This is a genomic window from Azoarcus sp. PA01 (genome assembly GCA_001274695.2).
Classification (GTDB): Bacteria; Pseudomonadota; Gammaproteobacteria; order Burkholderiales; family Rhodocyclaceae; genus Aromatoleum.
The window spans coordinates 924,952-947,358 of sequence record LARU01000004.1 but is presented as its reverse complement, the minus strand read 5'-3'; the positions used below and the strand labels follow the sequence as shown (position 1 = coordinate 947,358).

24 protein-coding genes and 1 other annotated feature are annotated in these 22,407 nt (G+C 67.1%); of the genes, 21 read left to right on the top strand and 3 right to left on the bottom strand.

Going from position 1 to position 22,407, the window contains the following annotated elements:
* Positions 1 to 66 precede the first annotated feature (66 nt).
* The 14 genes from PA01_19165 to PA01_16505 all read left to right on the top strand — a co-directional run bounded on the left by PA01_19165 (position 67) and on the right by PA01_16505 (position 14,342).
* Positions 67 to 627 (top strand): hypothetical protein, encoded by a 561-nt coding sequence (locus PA01_19165; protein KAI5912359.1) that lies wholly within the window; start codon positions 67 to 69, stop codon positions 625 to 627.
* Positions 624 to 2,114 carry a helicase-related protein gene (locus PA01_16565; GenBank protein KAI5912358.1) on the top strand — a complete coding sequence of 497 codons (1,491 nt, stop codon included), beginning with the start codon at positions 624 to 626 and terminating at the stop codon, positions 2,112 to 2,114. The genes PA01_19165 and PA01_16565 overlap by 4 nt, the downstream gene beginning before the upstream one ends.
* A 281-nt stretch (positions 2,115 to 2,395) precedes the next feature.
* The gene (locus tag PA01_16560; protein ID KON80410.1) at positions 2,396 to 3,790 is read left to right on the top strand and encodes an MFS transporter; all 1,395 of its coding nucleotides are present in this window, start codon (positions 2,396 to 2,398) and stop codon (positions 3,788 to 3,790) included.
* Between the two features lie 572 nt (positions 3,791 to 4,362).
* Positions 4,363 to 5,394: a TRAP transporter substrate-binding protein gene (locus PA01_16555; GenBank protein KON80037.1), complete on the top strand. Its 1,032-nt coding sequence runs from the start codon at positions 4,363 to 4,365 to the stop codon at positions 5,392 to 5,394.
* Between the two features lie 180 nt (positions 5,395 to 5,574).
* Positions 5,575 to 5,949 (top strand): helix-turn-helix domain-containing protein, encoded by a 375-nt coding sequence (locus PA01_16550; protein KON80036.1) that lies wholly within the window; start codon positions 5,575 to 5,577, stop codon positions 5,947 to 5,949.
* Positions 5,946 to 6,425: an arsenate reductase ArsC gene (locus PA01_16545; protein KON80035.1), complete on the top strand. Its 480-nt coding sequence runs from the start codon at positions 5,946 to 5,948 to the stop codon at positions 6,423 to 6,425. The genes PA01_16550 and PA01_16545 overlap by 4 nt, the downstream gene beginning before the upstream one ends.
* A 27-nt stretch (positions 6,426 to 6,452) precedes the next feature.
* On the top strand, positions 6,453 to 6,812 hold the full coding sequence (gene arsD / locus PA01_16540; protein KON80034.1) for an arsenite efflux transporter metallochaperone ArsD: 360 nt from the start codon (positions 6,453 to 6,455) through the stop codon (positions 6,810 to 6,812).
* Between the two features lie 14 nt (positions 6,813 to 6,826).
* Positions 6,827 to 8,602, top strand: a complete 1,776-nt coding sequence (gene arsA, locus PA01_16535; GenBank protein ID KON80409.1) for an arsenical pump-driving ATPase — start codon at positions 6,827 to 6,829, stop codon at positions 8,600 to 8,602.
* An 18-nt stretch (positions 8,603 to 8,620) separates the two neighbouring features.
* Complete coding sequence (arsB, locus tag PA01_16530) at positions 8,621 to 9,736, top strand: ACR3 family arsenite efflux transporter (GenBank protein ID KON80033.1); 1,116 nt, start codon at positions 8,621 to 8,623, stop codon at positions 9,734 to 9,736.
* Positions 9,737 to 9,884: 148 nt separating this feature from the next.
* On the top strand, positions 9,885 to 10,064 hold the full coding sequence (locus PA01_16525; GenBank protein KON80032.1) for an NF038104 family lipoprotein: 180 nt from the start codon (positions 9,885 to 9,887) through the stop codon (positions 10,062 to 10,064).
* A gap of 242 nt (positions 10,065 to 10,306) precedes the next feature.
* Positions 10,307 to 10,783 carry a 4Fe-4S dicluster domain-containing protein gene (locus tag PA01_16520; GenBank protein ID KON80031.1) on the top strand — a complete coding sequence of 159 codons (477 nt, stop codon included), beginning with the start codon at positions 10,307 to 10,309 and terminating at the stop codon, positions 10,781 to 10,783.
* Between the two features lie 14 nt (positions 10,784 to 10,797).
* The gene (locus PA01_16515) at positions 10,798 to 12,648 is read left to right on the top strand and encodes an aldehyde ferredoxin oxidoreductase family protein (protein ID KON80030.1); all 1,851 of its coding nucleotides are present in this window, start codon (positions 10,798 to 10,800) and stop codon (positions 12,646 to 12,648) included.
* Positions 12,649 to 12,769: 121 nt separating this feature from the next.
* The gene (locus PA01_16510; protein KON80029.1) at positions 12,770 to 14,044 is read left to right on the top strand and encodes an FAD-dependent oxidoreductase; all 1,275 of its coding nucleotides are present in this window, start codon (positions 12,770 to 12,772) and stop codon (positions 14,042 to 14,044) included.
* A 46-nt stretch (positions 14,045 to 14,090) separates the two neighbouring features.
* Complete coding sequence (locus tag PA01_16505; GenBank protein KON80028.1) at positions 14,091 to 14,342, top strand: MoaD/ThiS family protein; 252 nt, start codon at positions 14,091 to 14,093, stop codon at positions 14,340 to 14,342.
* Between the two features lie 175 nt (positions 14,343 to 14,517).
* Here the strand turns inward: PA01_16505 and PA01_16500 are convergent.
* Positions 14,518 to 15,740, bottom strand: a protein-coding gene (locus tag PA01_16500) for an IS3 family transposase (protein KON80027.2) whose coding sequence is annotated in 2 segments (ribosomal slippage) — positions 14,518 to 15,458 and positions 15,458 to 15,740 — 1,224 coding nt in all. Because the reading frame shifts where the segments join, the coding sequence is not laid out codon by codon here.
* Positions 15,346 to 15,462: a sequence feature (AL1L pseudoknot), on the bottom strand. (Overlaps the previous gene by 117 nt.)
* Positions 15,741 to 15,846: 106 nt before the next feature.
* Here PA01_16500 and PA01_19160 point away from each other — a divergent pair.
* Positions 15,847 to 15,975: a hypothetical protein gene (locus PA01_19160; protein KON80025.2), complete on the top strand. Its 129-nt coding sequence runs from the start codon at positions 15,847 to 15,849 to the stop codon at positions 15,973 to 15,975.
* A gap of 180 nt (positions 15,976 to 16,155) precedes the next feature.
* Here PA01_19160 and PA01_16485 read toward each other — a convergent pair whose 3' ends face one another.
* Positions 16,156 to 16,851, bottom strand: a complete 696-nt coding sequence (locus tag PA01_16485) for a DUF502 domain-containing protein (protein ID KON80024.1) — start codon at positions 16,849 to 16,851, stop codon at positions 16,156 to 16,158.
* Positions 16,852 to 17,158: 307 nt separating this feature from the next.
* Here PA01_16485 and PA01_16480 point away from each other — a divergent pair, with 307 nt between their 5' ends.
* Positions 17,159 to 17,863, top strand: a complete 705-nt coding sequence (locus PA01_16480) for an ABC transporter permease (GenBank protein ID KON80023.1) — start codon at positions 17,159 to 17,161, stop codon at positions 17,861 to 17,863.
* A gap of 5 nt (positions 17,864 to 17,868) precedes the next feature.
* A complete protein-coding gene (locus PA01_16475; GenBank protein KON80022.2) occupies positions 17,869 to 18,582 on the top strand; it encodes a phosphate ABC transporter ATP-binding protein in 714 nt (237 codons plus the stop codon).
* A gap of 43 nt (positions 18,583 to 18,625) precedes the next feature.
* Here the strand turns inward: PA01_16475 and PA01_16470 are convergent, their stop codons facing one another.
* Positions 18,626 to 19,546 (bottom strand): LysR family transcriptional regulator, encoded by a 921-nt coding sequence (locus tag PA01_16470; GenBank protein ID KON80021.1) that lies wholly within the window; start codon positions 19,544 to 19,546, stop codon positions 18,626 to 18,628.
* A gap of 105 nt (positions 19,547 to 19,651) precedes the next feature.
* On the opposite strand from PA01_16470, the gene PA01_16465 reads away from it, so the two are divergent.
* From PA01_16465 to PA01_16450, 4 genes are read left to right on the top strand one after another with little or no spacing between them, the layout of a single operon-like run.
* A complete protein-coding gene (locus PA01_16465) occupies positions 19,652 to 20,530 on the top strand; it encodes an NAD(P)H-binding protein (GenBank protein KON80020.1) in 879 nt (292 codons plus the stop codon).
* A 36-nt stretch (positions 20,531 to 20,566) separates the two neighbouring features.
* Positions 20,567 to 21,112: a cytochrome b gene (locus tag PA01_16460; GenBank protein ID KON80019.1), complete on the top strand. Its 546-nt coding sequence runs from the start codon at positions 20,567 to 20,569 to the stop codon at positions 21,110 to 21,112.
* 11 nt (positions 21,113 to 21,123) lie between these two features.
* Positions 21,124 to 21,717: a YceI family protein gene (locus PA01_16455; protein KON80018.1), complete on the top strand. Its 594-nt coding sequence runs from the start codon at positions 21,124 to 21,126 to the stop codon at positions 21,715 to 21,717.
* 56 nt (positions 21,718 to 21,773) lie between these two features.
* The gene (locus PA01_16450) at positions 21,774 to 22,352 is read left to right on the top strand and encodes a YceI family protein (GenBank protein KON80017.1); all 579 of its coding nucleotides are present in this window, start codon (positions 21,774 to 21,776) and stop codon (positions 22,350 to 22,352) included.
* Positions 22,353 to 22,407: the final 55 nt, after the last annotated feature.

The following is a 22,407-nucleotide window of genomic DNA, read 5'->3' as shown; positions in this document are numbered from 1 at the left end:
CGGCTGGGGCGAGGCACAGCGCCGGCCGTCGCGAAGTTTGAATCGTTATTGACCGAGTCGAACAAATTGGAAGAGAACTTCTTCATCGATCCCGAAGCGATCGTGCCGGCCGGGCAGGACCCGGAAAGCGACGACGCGCTGCTCGACGTCGCCCGCGAGTTGCACGCCTACCTGCAGGGATTCGGCGCCCGGCTGGTGCACAACGACGGCGCGGTCGCGGTCGAGGTCGCCGGCAACGTCGAAGTCGATGGCCGCCGCTATCCGTTTCGCCTCGTGCCCGAGCGCTGCGTCCTCGCCCGCGTCCAGAAGTGGCGCAAGCTTACTGCCGAGCGCCATCTGGCGCTGGTCCGCGAGCGGCTCAACGAAGCTTCGGTCGCGGAGTTCGAAAGCGAGGTGCACCGTTTTGTCGCGCGTGTGCTGCGCGAGGCCGAAGCCGAGGGCTGGCCGGGGGGCGCTTCCTGCGCGCGCTCGAAACCGGCAAGGAGCTGGCGAGCCGGCGCTTTCGCATCGTCGAGGACCGCCTCGCCGATGCGGCTTCGCGCCGCCGCGCCGAGACGCTTGTCGAAGTCGCCCGCGGCACGGTCCAGCTCACCCGTTACCCGGAGTCGTTCGAGACCGCATTCATGATGCGGCGACGCTTCGTCGCGATCCTCGGGCCGACGAACTCCGGCAAGACGCACCAGGCGATGGAAGCGCTCGCGCAGGCGGCGACCGGTGTGTACCTCGCGCCGCTGCGCCTGCTCGCGCTGGAGAACTACGAACGCCTCGCCGACCGGGGCGTCGCGGTGAGCCTCGTGACCGGCGAGGAGCGCCGCATCACGCCCGGCGCGACGCATGTCGCGAGCACGATCGAGATGCTCGACACGTCGCGCGCGGTCGAAGTCGCGGTGATCGACGAGATCCAGATGCTCGAGGATCTCGAGCGCGGCTCAGCGTGGACCGCCGCCGTGTGCGGAGCGGCGGCGAAGACGGTGTATCTGCTCGGTGCGCTGTCGGCGCGTCCGGCGGTCGAGGCGCTCGCCGAGCGCCTGGGCTGCGAGCTCGAAGTGACCACGCTCGCGCGCAAGTCGCCGCTCGAGATGGCGCCACGCGCCGTCGGCAGCATCGGCCAGCTGCGTCGCGGCGACGCCGTCATCGCGTTCTCGCGCCGCGACGTGCTCAACTGGGCGACGAACATCGCCGCGGCCGGGTTTCGCGTCGCGACGATCTACGGCAACCTCTCGCCCGAAGTCCGTCGCGCGCAGGCGCAGCGCTTTCGCGACGGCGAGGCCGACATCGTCGTCGCGACCGACGCGATCGGCATGGGGCTCAACCTTCCGGTCGCGCGGGTCGTGTTCTCCACCGCGAAGAAGTTCGACGGCATCTCCGAGGACCTCCTGCCGCCGTGGCTCACTCACCAGATCGCCGGCCGGGCGGGACGTTTCGGCCTGCACGAGGCCGGGCTCGTCGCCGGATTCGACGACCATACCCACCGCATCATTTCGCGCCTGATGCGCACGCCGGCCGATCCGCTGTCGAACCGCGGCTTCTACGTCACCCCGTCGCTGCGCCACGTGAAGAGCATCGCCGCGGCAACCGGGGAGCGCACGCTGGCGCGGCTGCTCGAACTGTTCTCGCGCAACATCGACCTCACCGACGACTTCTTTCTCCCCGGCGACCTCAGCGAGCAGACCGAGCGCGCGCAATGGCTCGACTCCCTGCCGCTGTCGCTCGAGCACCGCTTCACGCTGTCGCTCGTGCCGGTGTCGACACGCGTTGAAACGCTCAACCAGGCGTGGCAGGGATGGGCGCGGGCGCTGGCGAAGGAGCGTAGCTCGCATCTGTCGATCGAACCGGTCGGCGACGCGCGCTACGCGCTGCAGGCAGCCGAGGACGCCTGCAAGAAGTACTCGGCGTATGCGTGGCTCGGCTACCGCCTGCCCGACTACTACCCCGATGCCGAAGCGGCGGTGGCGCTCGCCCGCAGCATGTCGGAGACGGTGGATGAAATGCTCGCCCGTCAGCACGGCCGGCGGCGCGACGACAAACGCCCGCCGACCCCCGCCCGGCGCGTTCGCCGCGGCCCGGCAGCGCGCGGCGATCGACGAGAAGGGCGGGCGCGCACCGGGGGATGAGCGGCATCCGGCGAGGCGCTCCGGGGCACCCGTCGCCATTCGGAGTGCATTGAACACCGACGTGCCGGCCACCCTGCATCTCGGCAGCGACGACAAAAAGTTGTATCTACAATTGCTTGATTCCCACCAAACCAACTGCTATTGTTCCGCCCGTTTTGGGCCGTCCGATCCGGGTTGCTTCCAGCGAGGCCTCCCGAAAGGCGTGCGACGCGCAGCGAGCGCTCGCGGCGGCGCATGAAGTGAAAACGGCAAGCGATCAGGAATTCAACGGAGACAAGTTCATGCTGCAAAAATCGTCCCCCGGCGGGGCGCCCGTCGACATCGGCCGGGTCCTCGACCACGGACCCTTCACGTCGATGCAGATGCTCGCGGTCATGCTCGCCGCGTTCGCGATCGTCATGGACGGATTTGACGGACAGCTGATCGGGTTCGCGCTCCCGATGCTGATCAAGGAGTGGGGCATCACCCGTGCGGCGTTTGCGCCGGCGGTGGCCGCAGGGCTGGTCGGCATGGCGGTCGGCAGCGCGTGCGCCGGCATCGTCGCCGACCGCATTGGCCGGCGGCTCGTCGTCGCCGCGAGCGTGTTCCTGTTCGGCATCGCGACCTGCGCGATCGGCTTCGCGCCCGACGTGGTGACGATCTCGGTGCTGCGGTTCATCGCGGGCCTGGGAATCGGCGGCGCGTTGCCGAGCGCCTCGACGATGACGGCCGAGTTCACGCCTGCACGTCATCGGACTCTCGCGGTCACCGGCACGATCGTGTGCTACCCGCTCGGCGGCATGCTCGCGGGCCTCTTCGCGAGCGCGATCCTTCCGGTGTTCGGCTGGCGCGGCCTGTTCTGGATCGGCGGGGCATTGCCGGTCGCGTACAGCTTCGTGCTGCTCGCAACGCTCCCCGAGTCGCCCCGTTATCTCGCCCGCAAGCCGGATCACTGGCCGGTGCTGAAGAAACTGCTCGCGCGCATGGCCCGTCCGACCGCCCCCGACACGACTTTCGTCGATGCGGCGGAGCGTGCCGCCGAGCAGCGCGCCGGATTCACTTCGCTGTTCGCTGGCGGGCTGGCACGCGACACGCTCGCGATCTGGTGCGGATTCTTCATGGTCATGCTGGCGACTTACACCGCGTTCAGTTGGCTGCCTGCGATGCTCGCATCCGAGGGGCTCCCGGCAGCGCTGGCCGGCTCCGGTCTGACGGCCTACAACCTTGGCGGCGTCGTCGGTTCGCTGGGCTGCGCGATCGCGATCACGCGCTTCGGCTCGCGCTGGCCGCTGATCCTGTGCTCAATCGGCGCGGCCGCGAGCGCGTTCCTGCTCAAATACGTCGATATCGCCGAGAACGGGACTTGGCTGATGATCGGCCTCGGCGTGCACGGCATGTTCGTCATCGCGGTGCAGGCGACGATGTACGCGCTGTGCGCGTATGTTTACCCGACGATCGTGCGCGCCACCGGCACCGCTTCGGCGCTGTCCTTCGGCCGCCTCGGCGCGATCCTGAGCTCGTTCGCCGGGGCCGCAGTCATCACTTCCGGCGGCGCGTCGTCCTACCTGTCGATGCTCGGCTTCACGATGGTCTTGACGCTGGTCGCGCTGGCGCTCGTCAAACGCCATATCCCGAGCGTGAACGCACAACCGCCCGTCGTCGCGCCGGCCGCGGCGACCGCAAAAGGCTACGCCTGATCGCATCAGGCCGGGCCCGGACTTCGCCTGTTGCGGTGACCGGGCCTTCCGCTGGTGCGGAAAGAGCCGCTGACGGGCAGGGCATTGCTCGCCGCCTTCATCCCTTGTTCCATATGCGATCCACGCCCGGCCTGGGGCCGAGTGCCTGGTGTATTCGACGATTGCGCGTGCGCCAGCAGCGGCTCACGTTGCTGTTGTTGCTGTTGGGGGCGTCGATATCGCCGACGCTCGCCGCCCCCGACATGTGAATTTCGCCTCGTGCGCGATAGTGCGCGCCTCGCACGCAACTTCCATCACCCCGCCGGATACCCGGCGCCGGCTCGCCTCACGTTCGGAAGCGCAGTACCTCACGGTTCGTCTTCAATCGCGTTTGACAACATGTAATGAGTGAACCATCATTCGCACGCATTGGCCGACGGGCCATCGGTGCGGACCTTTCGCGGATGTGCGGCGGTACGCGGCCGATCCCCCGCAGTTCCTGTGCTGCTTTTCCCTGGTCGTTCCGCTGTATCCGGTTCGGACGGTCGGTCATCGCCGAAGCCGGTTCATTCCACGTGCAGAAAGGAAAAACGATGAAGACTCGCACCGCGCTCACACCGCTTTTCGCATCCGCCCTGATGACGTTCGGCGCCGCCTACGCGCAAGGGGACAAGGTCGTCACGTTGCGCGTGCACCACTTTCTGCCGCCTTCGTCGAATGCCCAGGTGAAACTCATCGAGCCGTGGTGTGCGAAGATCGGCGCGGAATCGGCAGGCCGGCTCAAATGCCAGATCTATCCGGCGATGCAGATGGGCGGGACGCCGGCGCAACTGTTCGACCAGGCCAAGGATGGCGTCGCCGACATCGTCTGGGCGGTTCCCGGTTACCAGGCCGGGCGCTTCCTCGTGTCGGAGGTATTCGAACTGCCGTTCATGGGCATCTCGGGTGAAAAGTCGAGCCGGGCGTTGTGGGCCTATGCGACGAAAAATGCGACGGACGAATATCGCGGCGTACGACCATTGATGTTCCACGTCATTGCCGGAATGGCGCTGCACACGACGAAGAAGCCGATCAAAACGATGGCCGATTTCGACGGCATGAAGCTGCGTGCCCCGACCCGTCTTGCGACGAGGATGGTGAGCGCACTCGGCGGGACACCCGTGCCGATGCCGATGCCCCAGGTCTCGGAGAGCCTCGCCAAAGGGGTCATCGATGGCGCAATGATGCCGTGGGAAGTGGTGCCGGCGATCAAGGCGCAGGAGATCGTCAAGTATCACAGTGAGACCGATCCAACGATGCCGCTGCTGTCGACGACGACTTTCGTGCTAGCAATGAACCCGGCGAAATACGACAGCCTGCCGGCGGAACTGAAGAAAGTCATCGACGCCAACAGCGGCGCCGACGTGTCGGCGTGGGCGGGCAAGGTTTTTGACGAGGTGACGCTGACCGGGCGCCAGTCGGGTGTGGATCAAAAGAACACGTTCTACATGGTGCCCGCGGACGAAGTGAAGAAATGGCAGAAGGCCTCGGACGGCGTCGCGATGGAGTGGGTCAGCGAAGTCACCGCGAAAGGCCACGATGGACAGAGGCTCCTCGCGGAAGCCAAAGCGCTTCTCGACAACTGACGCGTCCGTCATGCGTGCGCAAGCGCGCCGGTAAGCAGTCATCGACGCTGCGAAGAACGCCGCGGAGGCGCACGGGCGAGGAGGGGACTCCTTGCCCGTTTTCATGCTGATCCGCTCCCGAATTGACGTCCCTTCGTTCACTGTCTTACAATGTTTCGAAAATAGTGGAAATGTAGAACCATGGATCAGAAATCAGCGCTTGCAGTGTTCGAGAGCCTCTCGTCCGGAGTGCGGCTGGATGTGTTTCGATTGCTCGTCAAGGCGGAGCCGACAGGCATCGTCGCCGGCGAGATCGCGTCAGCACTGGATGTGGCGCCGAGCAGCCTGTCTTTCCATCTGCGCACGCTCACCCAGGCAGGCCTGCTGACCGTGGAACAGGAAGGGCGCTTTCTGCGCTATCGGGCGAATCTTCCTCTGATGGCCGAAGTCATCGGTTTCCTCACCGAAAACTGCTGCGCCGGCGTTCCCGGGCGTTGTGTGGCGGTATGCGACGTCGAGGCGCAGCTCGCGGACTGCTCCGGCAGCTGCGGCACGGGTACGGAGTCCCGGGCATGAAAGTGCTGTTCCTGTGCACCGGCAACTCGTGCCGCTCGATTCTCGCGGAAGCCACGTTCAACGCGCTCGCCCCGCACCGGCTGAAAGCGCTCAGCGCGGGCAGCCGCCCCGCCGGCTACGTCCATCCGCGCGCGCTCGCGCTGCTGGCGCGTGAAGGGATCTCGACCGAAGGACTGTCGAGCAAGGCGTGGGACGGACTCCCGGGCACGCCCGACGTCGTGATCACCGTGTGCGGCAGCGCAGCGAGTGAAACGTGTCCGGCCTATCTCGGGCCGGCAGTGCGCGCGCACTGGGGCGTCGAAGACCCCGCCGGGGCGAGCGGCAGCGATGCCCGGATCGACGCCGCCTTTGACCATGCCTATCGCACGCTGCGTGCGCGCATCGAAGCGTTTCTCGCGCTGCCCGAAAACCTTGCCCGACGCGATCCGGCCGCATTCCGCGCGGCGCTCGAACGCATCGGGCACATCGCTGCCTGACCCCGTTCAACTTCCAAGGAATCCGTCATGACCACGATCCAGATCTTCGATCCCGCGCTGTGCTGCAGTTCCGGGGTGTGCGGCACCGATGTCGATCAGCAGCTCGTCAACTTCGCCGCCGACGTCGAGTGGGCGAAGCAGGAGGGCATCGCGATCGAGCGCTACAACCTCGCCCAGCAGCCGCTGGCGTTTGCCGGCAACACGGTCGTAAAGGGTTTCCTCGAGCGTTCGGGCGCCGACGCGCTGCCGCTGGTGCTCGTCGATGGCGAGGTCGCGCTCGCGGGGCGCTACCCGAACCGCAGCGAGTTGTCGCGCTGGGCGGGAGTGAAGGCGAAGCTCACGCCGTTGCCGGCGAGCGAGTGCTGCAGCGGCGGTCGCTGCTGCTGAGCGCGGGAATCGCGATGCGCTTCCTCGACCAGCCTCCGCGCTACCTCTTTTTCACCGGCAAGGGCGGCGTCGGCAAGACTTCGCTCGCGTGTGCGACCGCGATCCACCTCGCGGCGACGGGTCGCCGCGTGCTGCTCGTCAGCACCGACCCCGCGTCGAACGTCGCGCAGGTGTTCGAACAGGAGATCGGCAGTCGCATCACGCCGCTGACGGCCGTGCCCGGCTTGTCGGCGCTCGAGATCGACCCGCAAGCCGCTGCCCAGGCTTACCGCGACCGCATCGTCGGTCCGGTGCGTGGCGTGCTGCCCGAGGCCGTCGTGCGCAGCATCGAGGAACAGTTGTCCGGGGCGTGCACGACCGAGATCGCGGCGTTCGACGAGTTCACCGGACTGCTCACCGATGCGACGTTGACGGCCGGATTCGACCACGTCGTGTTCGACACTGCGCCGACCGGCCACACGATCCGCCTGTTGCAGTTGCCGGGCGCATGGTCGGGTTTCCTGCAGAACAATACTGACGGAGCGTCCTGCCTCGGCCCGTTGGCCGGGCTCGACAAGCAGCGCGAGCAGTACGGCGCAGCGGTCAGCGCGCTCGCCGACCCGGCGCGCACGCGGCTGGTGCTCGTCGCGCGCGCGCAGGCTTCGACGTTGCGCGAAGTCGCCCGCACGCAGATCGAGCTCGCCGCGATCGGCCTCGCGCGGCAGTTCCTCGTCATCAACGGTGTATTGCCCGCAGCGGAAGCGGCGGACGACGCGTTGGCGGCGGCGGTGCTGCGACGCGAAGCGGCCGCGCTCGACGAGCTGCCGACCGGGCTGCGCGGCCTGCCGACCGATCGGGTGCCGCTGATGCCGTTCAACCTGGTCGGCCTGCCCGCGCTGCGGGCCTTGCTCGGCAGCGCCGACGCGGCAACGGTAGCCTCGGCCCCGCCAGCTGGGTTGGAGGAGCGTCCGGCGCTGCCGGACCTGGCGAGCCTCGTCGATGAACTGGCCCGGGATCGTCACGGACTGGTGATGCTGATGGGCAAGGGCGGCGTCGGCAAGACGACGCTGGCAGCGGCGATCGCGGTCGAACTCGCGCAGCGCGGCTTCCCGGTGCATCTGACGACGTCCGACCCGGCGGCGCACCTCGCGGACACGCTCGACGGCTCGCCGGCGAACCTCACCGTCAGCCGCATCGATCCGCAGGCCGAGACGGAACGCTATCGTCGCGAGGTGCTCGACACGCGCGGCGCGAGCCTCGATGCGCAAGGCAGGGCGCTGCTCGAAGAAGAGCTGCGTTCGCCCTGCACCGAAGAGATCGCGGTGTTCCAGGCGTTCTCGCGCGTCATCGGCGAGGCCGACCGCAAGTTCGTCGTCATGGACACTGCGCCGACCGGCCACACGCTGCTGCTGCTCGACGCGACCGGGGCGTATCACCGCGAAGTGGCGCGGCACATGGACAAGAGCGGCGTCGCGCAATTCACGACGCCGATGATGCAGCTGCAGGACCCCGCACAGACGAAAGTGCTGGTCGTGACCCTCGCCGAGACGACACCGGTGCTCGAGGCCGCGCGCCTGCAGGCTGACCTGCGCCGCGCCGGCATCGAGCCGTGGGCGTGGATCATCAACAACAGCCTGGCTGCGACGACGACCGCAGCATCGATGCTGCGCCGGCGCGCCGGGCAGGAATGGGCGCAGATCGAGGCGGTGCGCGAACATCACGCGAAGCGGCTCGCGCTCGTCGCGATGCAGGCCGACGAGCCGACCGGAATCGGGCGGCTGCGGGCGCTCGCCGGAACGGGTGCGAATTGAAGGGAGGCAGTGCTTGGCATGTCTGCGCAGTGTGAAGTGATGGCGAAAAACGAGGCGGACATTCCGCTCGGGCGATTCGAGCGTTACCTCAGCGTCTGGGTGTTCCTGTGCATCGTCGCAGGCACGGTGCTGGGGCAGGTCCTGCCGGCAGCGGCGCAGGCGGTGGGGCGCCTCGAAATCGCGCACGTCAATATCCCGGTCGGGGTGCTGATCTGGGTGATGATCGTGCCGATGCTGATGAAGATCGACTTCGCGTCGCTGCACGAAGTGCGCGCGCAGGGGCGCAGTATCGGCGTGACGCTGTTCGTCAACTGGGCGGTCAAGCCGTTCACGATGGCGTTGCTCGGCTGGATCTTCATCCGCCACGTGTTCGCGCCGTGGCTGCCGGCCGAACAGCTCGACAGCTACGTCGCCGGGCTGATCCTGCTCGGCGCCGCGCCCTGCACGGCAATGGTTTTCGTCTGGAGCAACCTGTGCCGGGGCGATGCGAACTTCACGATCAGCCAGGTCGCGCTCAACGACCTGGTGATGGTGTTCGCGTTTGCGCCGATCGTCGCGCTGCTGCTCGGCGTGTCGTCGATTCCGGTGCCGTGGGACACGCTGCTCCTGTCGGTCGTGATGTATATCGTCATCCCGCTGGCGATCGCGCAGTTCTTGCGTCGGCGCCTGCTCGCGCGCGGCGAGCAGACTTTCCGCGACGTGATGGAGCGCATCGGCCCGGTCTCGATCGTCGCGCTGCTGGCGACGCTGGTGCTGCTGTTCTCGTTCCAGGGGCAGGCGATCATCGAGCAGCCGCTCGTCATCGCGATGCTGGCGGTGCCGATCCTGCTGCAGGGAATACTCATCGCGGCGCTCGGCTACTGGCTGAACCGCAGGCTCGGCGTCGCGCACAGGGTGGCCGGACCTTCGACGATGATCGGCGCGTCGAATTTCTTCGAACTGGCGGTCGCGGTCGCGATCGTCCTGTACGGCTTCGACTCGGGCGCGGCGCTCGCGACCGTCGTCGGCGTGCTGATCGAAGTGCCGGTCATGCTGTGGCTGGTGCGCATGGTCAATGCCAGCAAGGGCTGGTACGAAGCCGGCGCCGCGCCCGCCAGGCTCGCTGCCGCGGCGCCTCGTCGCCCATCGCGTTGAACTGGCGCTGAATTCGCGCGCCGCGCCGCGGCAGGCCGATTGTCGCCGAGGTGGCGGGGCCGCATAATTTCGCCGCTGCACGGACCTTCCTTGCGTAACCCGTGACCGCCCGGGTTCCGTTCATGATGCGGTTTTTCCGAGGCAATCGATGAGAGCGATCCTGCTGGCTGCGCTGACCGCGGCTGTTTTGCTGACCGGTGGCTGTGCCGTCTTCACCGTTGCCGACGCGGCGGTATCGGTCGTCGCGACGACGGTGAAAGTCGGCGCCAAAGTCGTCGGCGCGGGCGTCGAAGCGGCGCTGCCCGATGACGACGACGAGGACGACTGACGCGCCGGCAGCGGGCCTCGTGAAGGGGTACTGGCGGCCGGCGAAAACGCCGTCCCGTCCCATGCGCGCCGTCGGGAAAACAGATTGCTTCGGCCCGGCCCCGGTGCTACTTTCAGGAACGCAAAAGCCGGATCGGCGAACGCAAACGCCCGCAGCCGGACCCCCTCGGCGCCAGGCAGTCGAAAGCCCGTTGGCGATGCTCGTAGTCCCGAAAACGTGTCACAGCCCGGAGGAAATCATCGATGTGGAAATCGCTTCACATTGACCCCGCCAAGTGTACCGGCTGCCTGCAGTGCGAAATGGCATGCTCTTACGAACACACCGGCGTCATCAATCCCAGCAAGTCGCGGATCAAGGTCTTCAGCTTCGAACACGAAGGGCGCAAAGTGCCCTACACCTGTACGCAGTGCACCGAAGCGTGGTGCCTGCACTCCTGTCCCGTCGATGCGATCCGGCTCGACCTGACGACCGGCGCGAAGATGGTGTTCGAAGACACTTGCGTCGGCTGCAAGGTCTGCACGATCGCCTGTCCGTTCGGCACGATCAACTACAACCAGGACACCGGCAAGGTGCAGAAATGCGACCTGTGCGAAGGCGATCCGGCGTGCGCGAAAGCCTGTCCGACCGCCGCGATCACCTACGTCGATGCCGACTGGACCGGCCTCGCGCGGATGCAGGCCTGGGCGGCGAAAGCCAACACGCCGGCTTCGGCGGCCTGAGAGGAGCGGACATCATGGGATGGAATCGCAAGGTCCTGCGCGTGAACCTCGCCGCAGGCACGTGCACTGCCGAGCCGCTGAACATGCAGTGGGCCGACGAATACCTCGGGTCGCGCGGGCTGGCGACGAAATATCTCGTCTCCGAGATCGATCCGAAAGTCGATCCGCTGTCGCCGGACAACAAGATGATCATGGCGACCGGCCCCTTGACCGGCACGCTGGCCTCGACCGGCGGGCGCTACACGGTGGTCACGAAAGGGCCGCTGACCGGCGCGATCGCCTGTTCGAACTCCGGCGGCTTCTTCGGCGCCGAGATGAAGTTCGCCGGCTGGGACATGGTGATCTTCGAAGGCCGATCTTTGAGGCCGGTGTACCTCTTCATCGAGAACGACCGCGCCGAACTGCGCGACGCGTCGCACCTGTGGGGCAGGAGCTGCTGGGAAACCGAGGAGACGATCCGCGCGCAGCATCAGGACCCGCTGATCCGTGTGTCGTCGATCGGTCGCGCGGGCGAGAACCAGGTGATGTTCGCGTGCATCGTCAATGACCTCCATCGCGCGGCGGGGCGTTCGGGTGTCGGCGCGGTGATGGGTTCGAAGAATCTCAAGGCGGTCGCGATCCGCGGCACGAAAGGCGTCGCGGGCATTCGCGATTTCCCGGAATTCGTCAAGGCGACGACCGAGGCGAAGAAAGTGCTCGCCGGCAATGCGGTGACGAGCGAGGGGTTGCCGAAATTCGGCACCCAGGTGCTGATGAACGTCATCAACGAGATGGGCGCGCTGCCGACGCGCAACCACCGCGACGTGCAGTTCGAGGACGCGTCGAAGATCTCCGCCGAAGCGATGCACGAGAAACGTCCGAGCGACGGCAAGCCGCAGCTCGTGACGAACGCCGCATGCTTCGGCTGCACGATCGCGTGCGGGCGCATCTCGGCGATCGACAAGACGCACTTCACGGTAAAGAACAACCCGAAATACTGGGGCGCTTCCGGCGGCCTCGAATACGAGGCGGCGTGGGCGCTCGGGGCGGCGAACGGCGTCGGCGACCTCGAAGCGCTGCAGTACGCGAACCTGCTGTGCAACGAGCAGGGCATGGACCCGATCTCGTTCGGCGCGACGGTCGGCGCGGCGATGGAGCTATACGAGATGGGCGTGCTGACGCAGGAGCAGCTCGGCGTCGACGCGCCGTTCGGCTCGGCCGAGGCGCTCGCGAAGCTCGCCGAAATGACCGCGACCGGCGGAGGGTTCGGGCGCGAGATCGGCCTCGGTTCGAAGCGCCTGTGCGCGAAATACGGCCACCCCGAGCTGTCGATGAGCGTCAAGGGCCAGGAATTCCCCGCTTACGACTCGCGCGGCATCCAGGGCATCGGCCTCGCGTACGCGACGTCGAACCGCGGCGCCTGCCATCTGCGCGGCTACACGGTCGCCTCGGAAGTGCTCGGCGTGCCGGTCAAGACCGACCCGCACGTCATCGAAGGCAAGGCCGAGCTCGTCAAGGCGTTCCAGGACGCGACGGCGGTGTTCGATTCGGCCGGCATCTGCGTGTTCACGTCGTTCGCGTGGACGCTCGCCGACGTGCAGCCGCAGATCGCCGCGGCTTGCGACGGCGACTGGTCGATGGACAAGCTCGCGACGGTCGGCGAGCGCATCTGGAACATGGAGCGCCAGTTCAACAACGCTGCCGGCCTGGCCGCGCGGGACGACAACCTGCCGCCGCGCCTGACGAGCGAAGCGGCGAAGACCGGGCCTGCGAAAGGCATGGTGAATCGCCTCGCCGAGATGCTGCCCGAGTATTACGAGGTGCGCGGCTGGACCCCGGAAGGCACGCCGACGCCGGAGACGCTGTCGCGGTTGGGGCTGTCCTGACCGCCGGATGATGCGCCCTGCGGGACGCGGCGAGGTGGCCTTTACGGGTTGCCTTGCCGCCTCCCGCTTACGCGGTCGCCCGTCCGGGCCGCGCCTACCGACGCGAACGAGGATTGTCCCGATGAAACACGTGATACTCGGCAACGGCCCGGCGGGCGTGATTGCCGCCGAAACCCTGCGCCGCGCCGCGCCGAACGACGACATCCTGCTCTTCGGCAGTGAAGACGCGCCGCCGTATTCGCGCATGGCGATTCCCTACCTGCTCGAAGGAAACATCGACGAATCCGGCACGTGGCTGCGCAAGTCGCCGGGCCATTTCGATCGCCTGCGCATCCAGGAGGTGCGCGGCCGCGCGGTGTCGCTCGACAGCGACCGGCGCCGCATCCTGTTCGATGACGGCCACTTCGAATCCTGGGACCGGCTCTTGATCGCGACCGGCTCCCACCCGGTGCGGCCGCCGATTCCCGGCGTCGATCTGCCGGAAGTGCAGACCTGCTGGACGCTCGAGGACGCGCGCGCGATCGCCCGCTTCGCGACGCCCGGTGCGCGCGTGCTGCAGCTCGGCGCGGGCTTCATCGGCTGCATCATCATGGAAGCGCTCGCCGCGCGCGGCGTCGAGCTGACGGTCGTCGAGATGGGCGACCGCCTCGTGCCGCGGATGATGACGCCGCAGGCCGGCGGCATGATCCGCAAATGGGTCGAGGACCAGGGCGTGCGCGTCGTGACGAACGCCGGTGTCAGCCGCATCGACCGCCGCGCGAGCAACGACGCGCCGCTCGATGTGACGCTGTCGACCGGCGAAGTCGTCGTCGCCGATCTCGTCATCGTCGCCGCCGGCGTCGCGCCGAACATCGCGTTCCTCGAATCGACGCCAGTGCATGTCGCGAAAGGCGTGCTCGTCGACGACCGGCTCGAGACCAGCGTCCCCGGTATTTTCGCCGCCGGCGACGTCGCCGAGGCCCCGGATCTCTTCACCGGTGCGCATCTGGTTGCCGCAATCCAGCCGAACGCGGCCGACCAGGCGCGCGTCGCGGCGCTCAATATGGCGGGGCACGAGACGCGCCTGAAAGGCGTGCTCGCGATCAACGTACTCGCGACGCTCGGCCTTGTATCCTCGTCGTTCGGCCAGTGGTGGGGCGAGCCGCCCGAGAGCGGCGGCGCGGGTGTCGAGCACGTCGATGCGTCCGCATACCGTTATCTCAGCCTGCAGTTCAAGGACGATGTCATGATCGGCGCGACGTCGATCGGGCTGACCGAGCACGTCGGCGCGCTGCGCGGCCTGATCCACGGCAGGGTGCGCCTCGGCGAATGGAAGGAGCGGCTCCTGCGTTCGCCGCTGCAGTTCGTCGAGGCGTACATCGCGCGCGCGCAGCAACCGATCGCGCTCGCGCGATGATCGGCGCAGCACGCGCGTGCTGCCGTGCGCCAGGGAGGAGTGCGGGATGAGAGTCGCGTTCAAGCTGTTCGCGTCGCTGACGGACTACCTCCCGCCCGAGCGCGACGGCAACCGCATCGAACTCGACGTCGAGGCAGGCACGACCGTCGCGGAGCTGATCGCGCGTTTCCGGGTGCCCGAACGCAGCGCGCACCTCGTGCTCGTCAACGGCCACTTCGTGCCCCCGGCGGGGCGTGCCACGCGCCGGCTCGCCGATGGCGACGAACTCGCGGTGTGGCCGCCGATCGCCGGTGGTTGAGCGCGCGACGAGCGGACTTCGGACTCGTGGCGATTGACGCGTTCGAGCGTGAAGTCACCGCGTCGCCGCAGCAGTTCGAGCGCGAATTGCGCAAGGCGTGGCCCGCCGGCGTCGTGACGCTCGCCCCCGGGCGATTTGAATCGCCCCGGGTTTCGCGGAGGCCGTTTTGTGTGAGTCAGGCGGCGACCGCCTGCTCGCCAAGGCTGCGGTAATAGTTTGCCTCGGCTTCGGCTGGGGGAATGTACCCGATCGGCTCAAGTAACCGGTGATGGTTGAACCACGAGACCCATTCGAGGGTGGCCAGCTCGACCGCTTCGACGCTTTTCCAGGGCCCACGCCGGTGAATGACTTCTGCCTTGTAGAGCCCGTTGATGGTTTCGGCGAGCGCGTTGTCGTAGCTGTCGCCCCGGCTGCCGACCGACGGCTCGATGCCCGCTTCTGCCAGTCGCTCGCTGTATCGGATCGAGACGTACTGCGAGCCGCGATCGCTATGATGAATCAAAGCATTACGTTCGGGTTGGCGCGCCCACAGGGACTGTTCCAGCGCATCGAGGACGAACTCCGTGCGCATGGACCGGCTGACGCGCCAACCTACGATGTAGCGGGCGAAGACGTCGATGACGAAGGCGACGTACACGAAACCCTGCCAGGTCGAGACATAGGTGAAGTCGGAAACCCAGAGCTGGTTCGGGCGCTGCGCGGCGAACTGACGATTGACGCGATCGAGCGGACAAGGAGCAGCAGGATCCGGCCGGGTAGTCCGCATGACCTTGCCGCGCATGGCGCCGCGCAGCCCTTTGACACGCATCAACCGCTCAACCGTGCAGCGGGCGACCTCAAGGCCTTCGCGCCGCAACTGCCGCCATACCTTGCGCGCTCCATACACCTGCAGATTCGCCTGCCAGATCCGCTCGATGTGGTCCTCCAGCATCGCGTCGCGACGGGCCCGCGCACAGCGCAAAGCCGGATCGCGCCGGCGCGCCACGGCACGTCGATAAGCCGACGGGGCGACCTGCAGCACCTTGCAGATCGGCTCGACCCCGAAGTGCTCGCGGTGCGTGTCGATGAAACCGTTCATCACTTGTTGCGGCGGTCGAGCTCCGCCTGCGCGAAATACGCGCTGGCCAGGCGCAGGATCTCGTTGGCCTTCTTCAGCTCGCGGACCTCGCGCTCGAGTTCCCTGATGCGTTGCTGCTCGGCGTTCGTGAGCCCCTCGCGCTGGCCGGTGTCGCGCTCATGCTGGCGAACCCACCGGCGCAGTGTCTCCGCCGTGCAGCCAATCTTTGCCGCGATCGAGACGATCGCCGCCCACTGGGATTCGTACTGACCCTTGGCCTCACACACCATACGCACGGCGCGCTCGGTGACCTCGGGGGAGAACTTCGCTGTCTTTTTCATGGGCTCCATCTTCTCAAGAGTTGGAGCCTCCGCAAAACCCGGGGCGATTCAATTCCGCGTGCGGGAAGGTCACACGCAGCTCGACATCGAAACGGAATCGCGGGGCATGCGACGGCTCGGCCGGTTGGAGCTGCCGGTCGTCGTCGTGCGCTATCGCTTCGCCGGGGGTGACGCGGTGACGCGTCGCGCGTTGCTCGCCGCGCTCGACCGGGCGATGCAGCGCGGCGGCGGCTGAGCGACGCAGCTCGGCGACAGCGCTCCAGACGAGCGCGGCATTGATGACGCCGAGCGCGACGCCGGGGCGCGACCAGTGCCACAGCGCGCGGGGTGGCCGAGCCAGGGTGTCAGCCAGCGCAGCCATCGATTGGCGACGAGGGTCTTGCGCTTCGGGATTCGGCGTCGTTCGAATTGCCGTTTAGCTGCCTGCCGGAGGTGGATTCTTGAATCGGATCCGGTCGGGAGCGGTCGTGCCGCCGGTCATGACGAAAGTCATCGCTTCTTCCATCGTCCAGTCCGTCTGCACGACGTCGACGAGGGGGACGATTTCAATATAGCCCGAAGTCGGATTCGGGGCCGTCGGCACGTAGACTGCCGCGAGCTCCGCGCCGCTCGTCGTGTCCCGCATCACCTTCGTCACGAAGCCTATCGTCTTCATCTCCGGTGTCGGAAAGCTGATCAGAACGACGCGCTGACCCTTGACCGGCGGCTTCTGCAGCGTTTGCAGGAAACGCTTCGTGCCGCCGTAGATCGTTTGCACGAGCGGCAGGCGCGCGACCATCGCTTCGGCGGCGTCAAGTAGCTTGCGTCCGATCACGAGCGAGGCCATGACGCCGATCGCATAGAGGCTCGCGAGCGTCAGCAGCACTGCGACGAGCTTCTGGAAGTCGGAGTCGAGCAGCCATGCGGCAAGGGTGTCCGAAATCGGCTCGACGAGCCGTGCGGACGCGCGCAGCAGCGGCGTTCCCATCGCGGCGAGGATGCCGAGCAGGAAGTCGAACACGAGCCAGGTCACCCACAGCGGCGCGACGGTGAAGAATCCGATCAGCACGCGCCGGCCGAAATGACGGCTGGCGCGTCCGGGATGCGGAAAAATCGGGTCCTCCGCGGTCATCGCGTCGCGCCAGGCGCGTTCGGGTTCCCCCCGGCCCGCGGCATCGATGCGGCCCCGGCCGCCAGGCGGTGGTGAGCGTCGATCGTTGTCGAGTGAATCTGCCTGTCCTCCCACTTCGCGTGCCGCCCGAGCGGCGCCTCGGACACTGCGCATGCCCGCCAACGGCCGATTCGGTTCGTCGCTGCCAGCTTCGATATTGTATTGTCGCCCGCGTTCCGGTTGCTTTGCGAAGGAAGATATTCGTCACGGTCCGGTGAGAAAGGCCCGGGCGCTGCCGAAACGCCGCCGTTCCGCTATCCTCCCGCCGATGTCCCTGTTCGCCGCGACCTTCTCCGAAGCATTTTCACTGCTCGCCACGTTCGACGACCGCGTCGCGGAGATCGTCGTGCTGTCGCTGCGCGTCAGTGGCGGTGCGGTGCTGATCGGCATGCTGTTCGGGTTGCCGCTGGGGGCGTGCCTCGCGATCGGCAATTTCCCCGGCAAGCACACGCTGTCGGTGCTGATGAACGGGCTGATGGGAGCGCCGTCGGTCGTCGTCGGCGTCATCGTCTATCTGCTGCTGTCGCGCTCGGGCCCGCTCGGCGATTACGGCCTGCTGTACACGCCGGCCGCGATGGTGTTCGCGCAAAGCCTGCTGGTCATTCCGCTGATGGCGGCGATCACCCGCCAGGTCATCGAGGACGCCTGGCAGCGCTGCGCCGAGGAACTGCGCGTGATGCGGTTCTCGTGGTGGCAGAGCGTCACGACGCTGCTGTACGACTGCCGCCATTCGCTGGTCGTCGCGGTGCTCGCGGGACTGGGGCGGGGGATGAGCGAAGTGGGCGCAGTGATGATCGTCGGCGGCAACATCGACGGCGCGACGCGCGTGATGACGACGACGATCGCGCTCGAGACGAGCAAAGGCGACCTGCCGCTCGCGATCGCGCTCGGCATTGTGCTCGTCGTCGTGATCCTGGCGCTCAACGCGTTCGCGTTCGCGATGCGCGGCTGGGCGATGCGGCGGTACGGATGAGCGCAATGTTCCCGCTGCGGATCCGTGACCTGCGTTTCCAGCCGAACGGCCGGGCGGTGCTCGACGGCGTCGATCTCGAACTTGCAGGCGAAGGCATCACGCTGCTGCTCGGGCCGAACGGCGCCGGAAAAAGCGTGCTGCTGCGCACGCTGTGCGGCCTGATCGAGCCGAGCGGCGGGACGATCGACTGGGGCGGGACGGTGCTGCCGAAGTTCGGCGTGACGATGGTCTTCCAGCACCCGATGATGCTGCGCGCATCGGTGCTGGAAAACGTCGCGCTCGCGCTGAAGCCGCATGGCATCGGCCGCGCCGAACGCCATCGCCGCGCCGCAACAGTGCTCGCGCGCGTCGGGCTCGGCGGGCGCGAAGCCGACAGCGCGCGTTATCTGTCGGGCGGCGAGAAGCAGCGCCTCGCGCTCGCCCGCGCGTGGGTCACGGCGCCGCGCCTGCTGCTGCTCGACGAACCGACCGCGAGCCTCGACCCGTCGGCGACGGGCGAAGTCGAGCGCATCGTGCGTGAGATCCGCACCGACGGCACGCGCATCCTGATGGCGACGCACAATCTCGGCCAGGCGACGCGCCTCGGCGACGATGTCATTTTCATGAGCGCCGGGCGGGTGCGCGAGCACGCGCCGGTGCAGCGGTTCTTTGCGAAGCCGGCGTCCGAGGAGGCGCGCCTGTTCATCCAGGGCGAATTGCCGTGGCGGATGAATTTCTGAGCCGCATGGCGCGGCAGCCCCGTTGCCTGACCGCGGCGCTCGCTCAGGCGCTGACGCGCGGCACGGCGCGAGTCCAGTACGGCGTCGGGCCGAACCGTTCCGCGAGGTAATCGACGAGCACGCGCACGCGGTGCGGCACGTAGCGGCTGCCGGGGAACACCGCGTAGATCTGCAGCTCGGTGGCGGAATAGTCCGCCAGCACTTGCTCGAGCAGGCCCGCCTGCACCGCCTGCGCGCTGAGGAAAGTCGGCTGGTTCGTGATGCCGAGGCCGCGGATCGCCGCTTCGAGCAGCGCGTCGCCGTTGTTCATCTGCAGGCGCCCCTTGACCGGAACCGTGCGGTGTTCGCCGTCGATGCGGAAACTCCAGCCGGACGACGGCGCGAGCGTGTAGCTCAGGCAGTGGTGCCCGAGCAAATCGTCCGGGTGCTGCGGGCGGCCGTGGCGGTCGAGGTATGCAGGGGCGGCGACGACGGTTAGTTCGCTGGTGCTCAGGCGGCGGATGACGAGCGTCGGGTCGATGTGCTGCGAGATGCGCACCGTGAAGTCCAGCCCCCCTTCGATCAGGTTGACGCGCTGGTCGGTGAATTCGAGGTCGACGGTGACTTCCGGGTAAGTGGTGATGAAGTCGGAAATCAGCGGCACGAGGTGGCGGATGCCGAAGCTCATCGGCACGCTGATGCGGATCGGCCCGCGCGGGGCGCGCTTCTCGCCGGCGAGATCGCCTTCGGCAGCTTCGACCATCGCGAGGATCTCGCGGCATTTTTCCAGGTACGCGGCGCCGGACGACGTGAGGCTCAGGCGTCGCGTGCTGCGGGCAAGGAGCTTCGTGCCGAGGTGCGCTTCGAGCCCCGCGATCTGCCGCGTGATTGCCGAGCGCGCGACGTTGAGGTGATCCGCGACCGCCGTGAAGCTGCCGGCTTCGGCGACCCGAACGAAGACATCCATTGCCTGCAGACGGTCCATTGTTTTCCTGGTCGCAACAAAGAATTTGAAAATAGCGCCTGTTTCGATACTAATCAATCGCCTAAAGTACGTCGCTTGAAAGTGGCGGCACGAGAGGAGGGCAGGGTGATTCTGGTGACAGGGGCGAGCGGGCAGTTGGGGCGGCGTATCGTCCAGTGGCTCTCGGTGCGGCTTCCCGAAGGGGGTGCCGGACAGCTCGCCGTCAGCGTTCGGGACCCGGCACGCGTCACCGACTTTGCGGCGCGCGGCATCGACGTGCGGCGCGGCAACTTCGACCGCGGTGAAACCCTGTCCGCAGCGTTCGCCGGCGTCGAGTGCCTGGTGCTGGTGTCGACCGACGGGCCGGCAGACGCCTGCATCGGCCGCCACCGCAACGCGATCCAGGCAGCCACGGCTGCGGGTGTGCGGCGCGTTTGCTACACGAGCTTTCTCGACGCCGATGCGACGTCGCCATCCGCTTTCGCCCGGATCCATGCGGCGGCCGAAGCCGACCTCGCCGCGTCCGGCCTCGCCTGCACCGTGCTGCGCAATGGCCTTTATGCCGATTTCATGCCGATCGAATTCGCCGCCGCGCTGCGTACCGGAGTGCTGCGGCTGCCGGCAGCGGACGGCAAAGTGAGTCACCTGTCACGCAACGAACTGGCCGAGGCGATTGCCGCTGCGGCCATCGCGCCGCGGCTGGAGAAACAAACGTATGAGCTGACCGGGCAGACCGCCCATGATTACCGCGATCTCGCTGCCCGGGTCGCTGCCGCAGTCGGCAAGACGCTGCGCTACGAAGCGGTGCCTGCGCGGGCCGCTGCCGAGTCGGCCCACCCGGGGGACATGCCCGCAGGGACGGTCCGCGCGCTCGCGCCGCTGTACGCGTCGATCGCCGGGAACCGCCTCGCCCGCACGACGAACGATTTCGCGGCGCTCGTCGGCCACCCGCCGAAATCGGTCGATTGCCTCGTCGCCGAATTCTTCCGCGCGCCCCGCGCGTAGGCGCGCGCCGCACCGCACGCAAAAGGAGAACACCCGATGCCTTCCCGGCCCCACTACACGATACCCGCGCGCACCGCGCACTGGCTGATGGCCGCGCTGATGCTCGCGGCGTTTCCGCTCGGCGTCTATATGCACGACTTGCCGCTGTCGCCATCGAAGCTGCAGCTCGTCTCGTACCACAAGTGGCTCGGCGTCGCAGTGCTGCTGCTGATCCTGCCGCGCCTCGTCGTGCGCCTCGCACACCGCCCGCCCGCGCCGTTGCCAGCGCCGACGTGGCAGCAGAAAACCGCCGCCGCGACGCACCTGCTGCTGTATGCGCTGATGATCGCGGTGCCGCTGACGGGGTGGCTGATGAGTTCCGCGAAAGGCTTTCCGGTCGTCTTCCTCGGCGTGCTGCCGTTGCCGGACCTCGTCGGCAAGAATCAGGAGCTTGGCGAGCTGTTCATGGCCGCCCACGAAATCCTCAACTACACGCTGCTGGTGCTGGTCGGGCTGCACGTCGCCGCTGCGCTCAAGCACCATTTCATCGACCGGGACAGGACCCTGTCCCGCATGCTGCCGGTACTCGAACGGGTCCGCTAAGGAAAATCAAAATGAACACATCGCTGTCATTGAACGCCGCACTGCTCGCTGTCGCGCTGCCGCTCGCCACGGGCGCAGCCCTCGCGGCCGGGCCGGAACAGGTGTTCAACCAGGTCCAGGCGGACAAGAGCCGGGTCGATTTCGTCTTCAAGCAGATGAACGTGCCGATCGAAGGGCATTTCGGCAAGATCAGGACGGATCTCGTGTTCGACGCCGCGGCGCCGGCAAAATCGAGCGTCCGGCTCGAACTCGACCTCTCGAGCATCGATGCCGGTTCGTCCGAAGCCAACGCCGAAGTGCTCGGCAAGCCGTGGTTCAACGTCAAGGACAACCCGACTGCGACTTTCGTGTCCACCGCGGTCAAGCCGCTCGGTGGCAACCGCTTCGAGGTCGTCGGCAATCTCAGCCTTAAAGGCAGGACGCAGCCGCTGACCGCACCCGTCACCGTCACGCGCGAAGGCGATACGGCGACGTTCGACGGGGGTTTCACGCTCAAGCGGCTCGAATTCGCAATCGGCGACGGCATGTGGGCCGACACGTCGGTCGTCGCCAATGACGTCGATGTCCGTTTCCATGCCGTCGCCCGCAGTGCCGCAGCGAAGTAACGCCGGCGCACGCTCTTTCACTCTTTCTTATCCACTCAACGCAAAAGGAATCAACGATGAACGAATTCGTCCGTCTCGCCGTCGCCACCACGTTCGCCGCCGCTGTCGCCGCTCCCGCGCTGGCCGCTCCCGAAACCTTCAGCATCGATAATTCCCACACTTTCCCGCGCTTCGAGTACAGCCACTTCGGCTACTCGACGCAGCAGAGCCGCTTCAACAAGACTTCCGGCACGATCGTGCTGGACCGGGCCGCGAAGACCGGTTCGGTCGACGTCACGATCGACGCGACGTCGGTCGACACCGGTTCCCAGCTTTTCGACGCCCATATCCAGGACGAGAAGTTCTTTCACACCGAGAAATACCCGACGATCACGTTCAAGTCGACGGGCGTAAAATTCGACGGCGACAAGCTCGCGTCGGTCGATGGCGACCTGACGATCAAGGGCGTGACGAAGCCGGTGACGCTCGAGATCAGTTCGTTCCACTGCATGCCGCATCCGATGCTGAAGAAACTCGGTTGCGGCGCGAACGCGACGACGATGATCAAGCGCTCGGAATTCGGCGCCGGTGCGAACGCGCCGTATGTCAGCGATGAAGTGAAGCTCGTGATTGCGGTCGAAGCGGTGCAGAACTAGTAGTCCGTTCCACACCAAACCAGTTACCGTTCGCGGTGAGCCTGTCGAACCGCAT

What these genes read in the sequence shown, in the direction of transcription:
- PA01_16565 (KAI5912358.1), top strand. Translation starts at nt 624, where the DNA reads ATGATGCGGCGACGCTTCGTCGCGATCCTCGGGCCGACGAACTCCGGC.
- PA01_16560 (KON80410.1), top strand. Translation starts at nt 2,396, where the DNA reads ATGCTGCAAAAATCGTCCCCCGGCGGGGCGCCCGTCGACATCGGCCGG.
- PA01_16555 (KON80037.1), top strand. Translation starts at nt 4,363, where the DNA reads ATGAAGACTCGCACCGCGCTCACACCGCTTTTCGCATCCGCCCTGATG.
- PA01_16550 (KON80036.1), top strand. Translation starts at nt 5,575, where the DNA reads ATGGATCAGAAATCAGCGCTTGCAGTGTTCGAGAGCCTCTCGTCCGGA.
- PA01_16545 (KON80035.1), top strand. Translation starts at nt 5,946, where the DNA reads ATGAAAGTGCTGTTCCTGTGCACCGGCAACTCGTGCCGCTCGATTCTC.
- arsD (KON80034.1), top strand. Translation starts at nt 6,453, where the DNA reads ATGACCACGATCCAGATCTTCGATCCCGCGCTGTGCTGCAGTTCCGGG.
- arsA (KON80409.1), top strand. Translation starts at nt 6,827, where the DNA reads ATGCGCTTCCTCGACCAGCCTCCGCGCTACCTCTTTTTCACCGGCAAG.
- arsB (KON80033.1), top strand. Translation starts at nt 8,621, where the DNA reads ATGTCTGCGCAGTGTGAAGTGATGGCGAAAAACGAGGCGGACATTCCG.
- PA01_16525 (KON80032.1), top strand. Translation starts at nt 9,885, where the DNA reads ATGAGAGCGATCCTGCTGGCTGCGCTGACCGCGGCTGTTTTGCTGACC.
- PA01_16520 (KON80031.1), top strand. Translation starts at nt 10,307, where the DNA reads ATGTGGAAATCGCTTCACATTGACCCCGCCAAGTGTACCGGCTGCCTG.
- PA01_16515 (KON80030.1), top strand. Translation starts at nt 10,798, where the DNA reads ATGGGATGGAATCGCAAGGTCCTGCGCGTGAACCTCGCCGCAGGCACG.
- PA01_16510 (KON80029.1), top strand. Translation starts at nt 12,770, where the DNA reads ATGAAACACGTGATACTCGGCAACGGCCCGGCGGGCGTGATTGCCGCC.
- PA01_16505 (KON80028.1), top strand. Translation starts at nt 14,091, where the DNA reads ATGAGAGTCGCGTTCAAGCTGTTCGCGTCGCTGACGGACTACCTCCCG.
- PA01_19160 (KON80025.2), top strand. Translation starts at nt 15,847, where the DNA reads ATGCGACGGCTCGGCCGGTTGGAGCTGCCGGTCGTCGTCGTGCGCTAT.
- PA01_16485 (KON80024.1), bottom strand. Translation starts at nt 16,851, where the DNA reads ATGACCGCGGAGGACCCGATTTTTCCGCATCCCGGACGCGCCAGCCGT.
- PA01_16480 (KON80023.1), top strand. Translation starts at nt 17,159, where the DNA reads ATGTCCCTGTTCGCCGCGACCTTCTCCGAAGCATTTTCACTGCTCGCC.
- PA01_16475 (KON80022.2), top strand. Translation starts at nt 17,869, where the DNA reads ATGTTCCCGCTGCGGATCCGTGACCTGCGTTTCCAGCCGAACGGCCGG.
- PA01_16470 (KON80021.1), bottom strand. Translation starts at nt 19,546, where the DNA reads ATGGACCGTCTGCAGGCAATGGATGTCTTCGTTCGGGTCGCCGAAGCC.
- PA01_16460 (KON80019.1), top strand. Translation starts at nt 20,567, where the DNA reads ATGCCTTCCCGGCCCCACTACACGATACCCGCGCGCACCGCGCACTGG.
- PA01_16455 (KON80018.1), top strand. Translation starts at nt 21,124, where the DNA reads ATGAACACATCGCTGTCATTGAACGCCGCACTGCTCGCTGTCGCGCTG.
- PA01_16450 (KON80017.1), top strand. Translation starts at nt 21,774, where the DNA reads ATGAACGAATTCGTCCGTCTCGCCGTCGCCACCACGTTCGCCGCCGCT.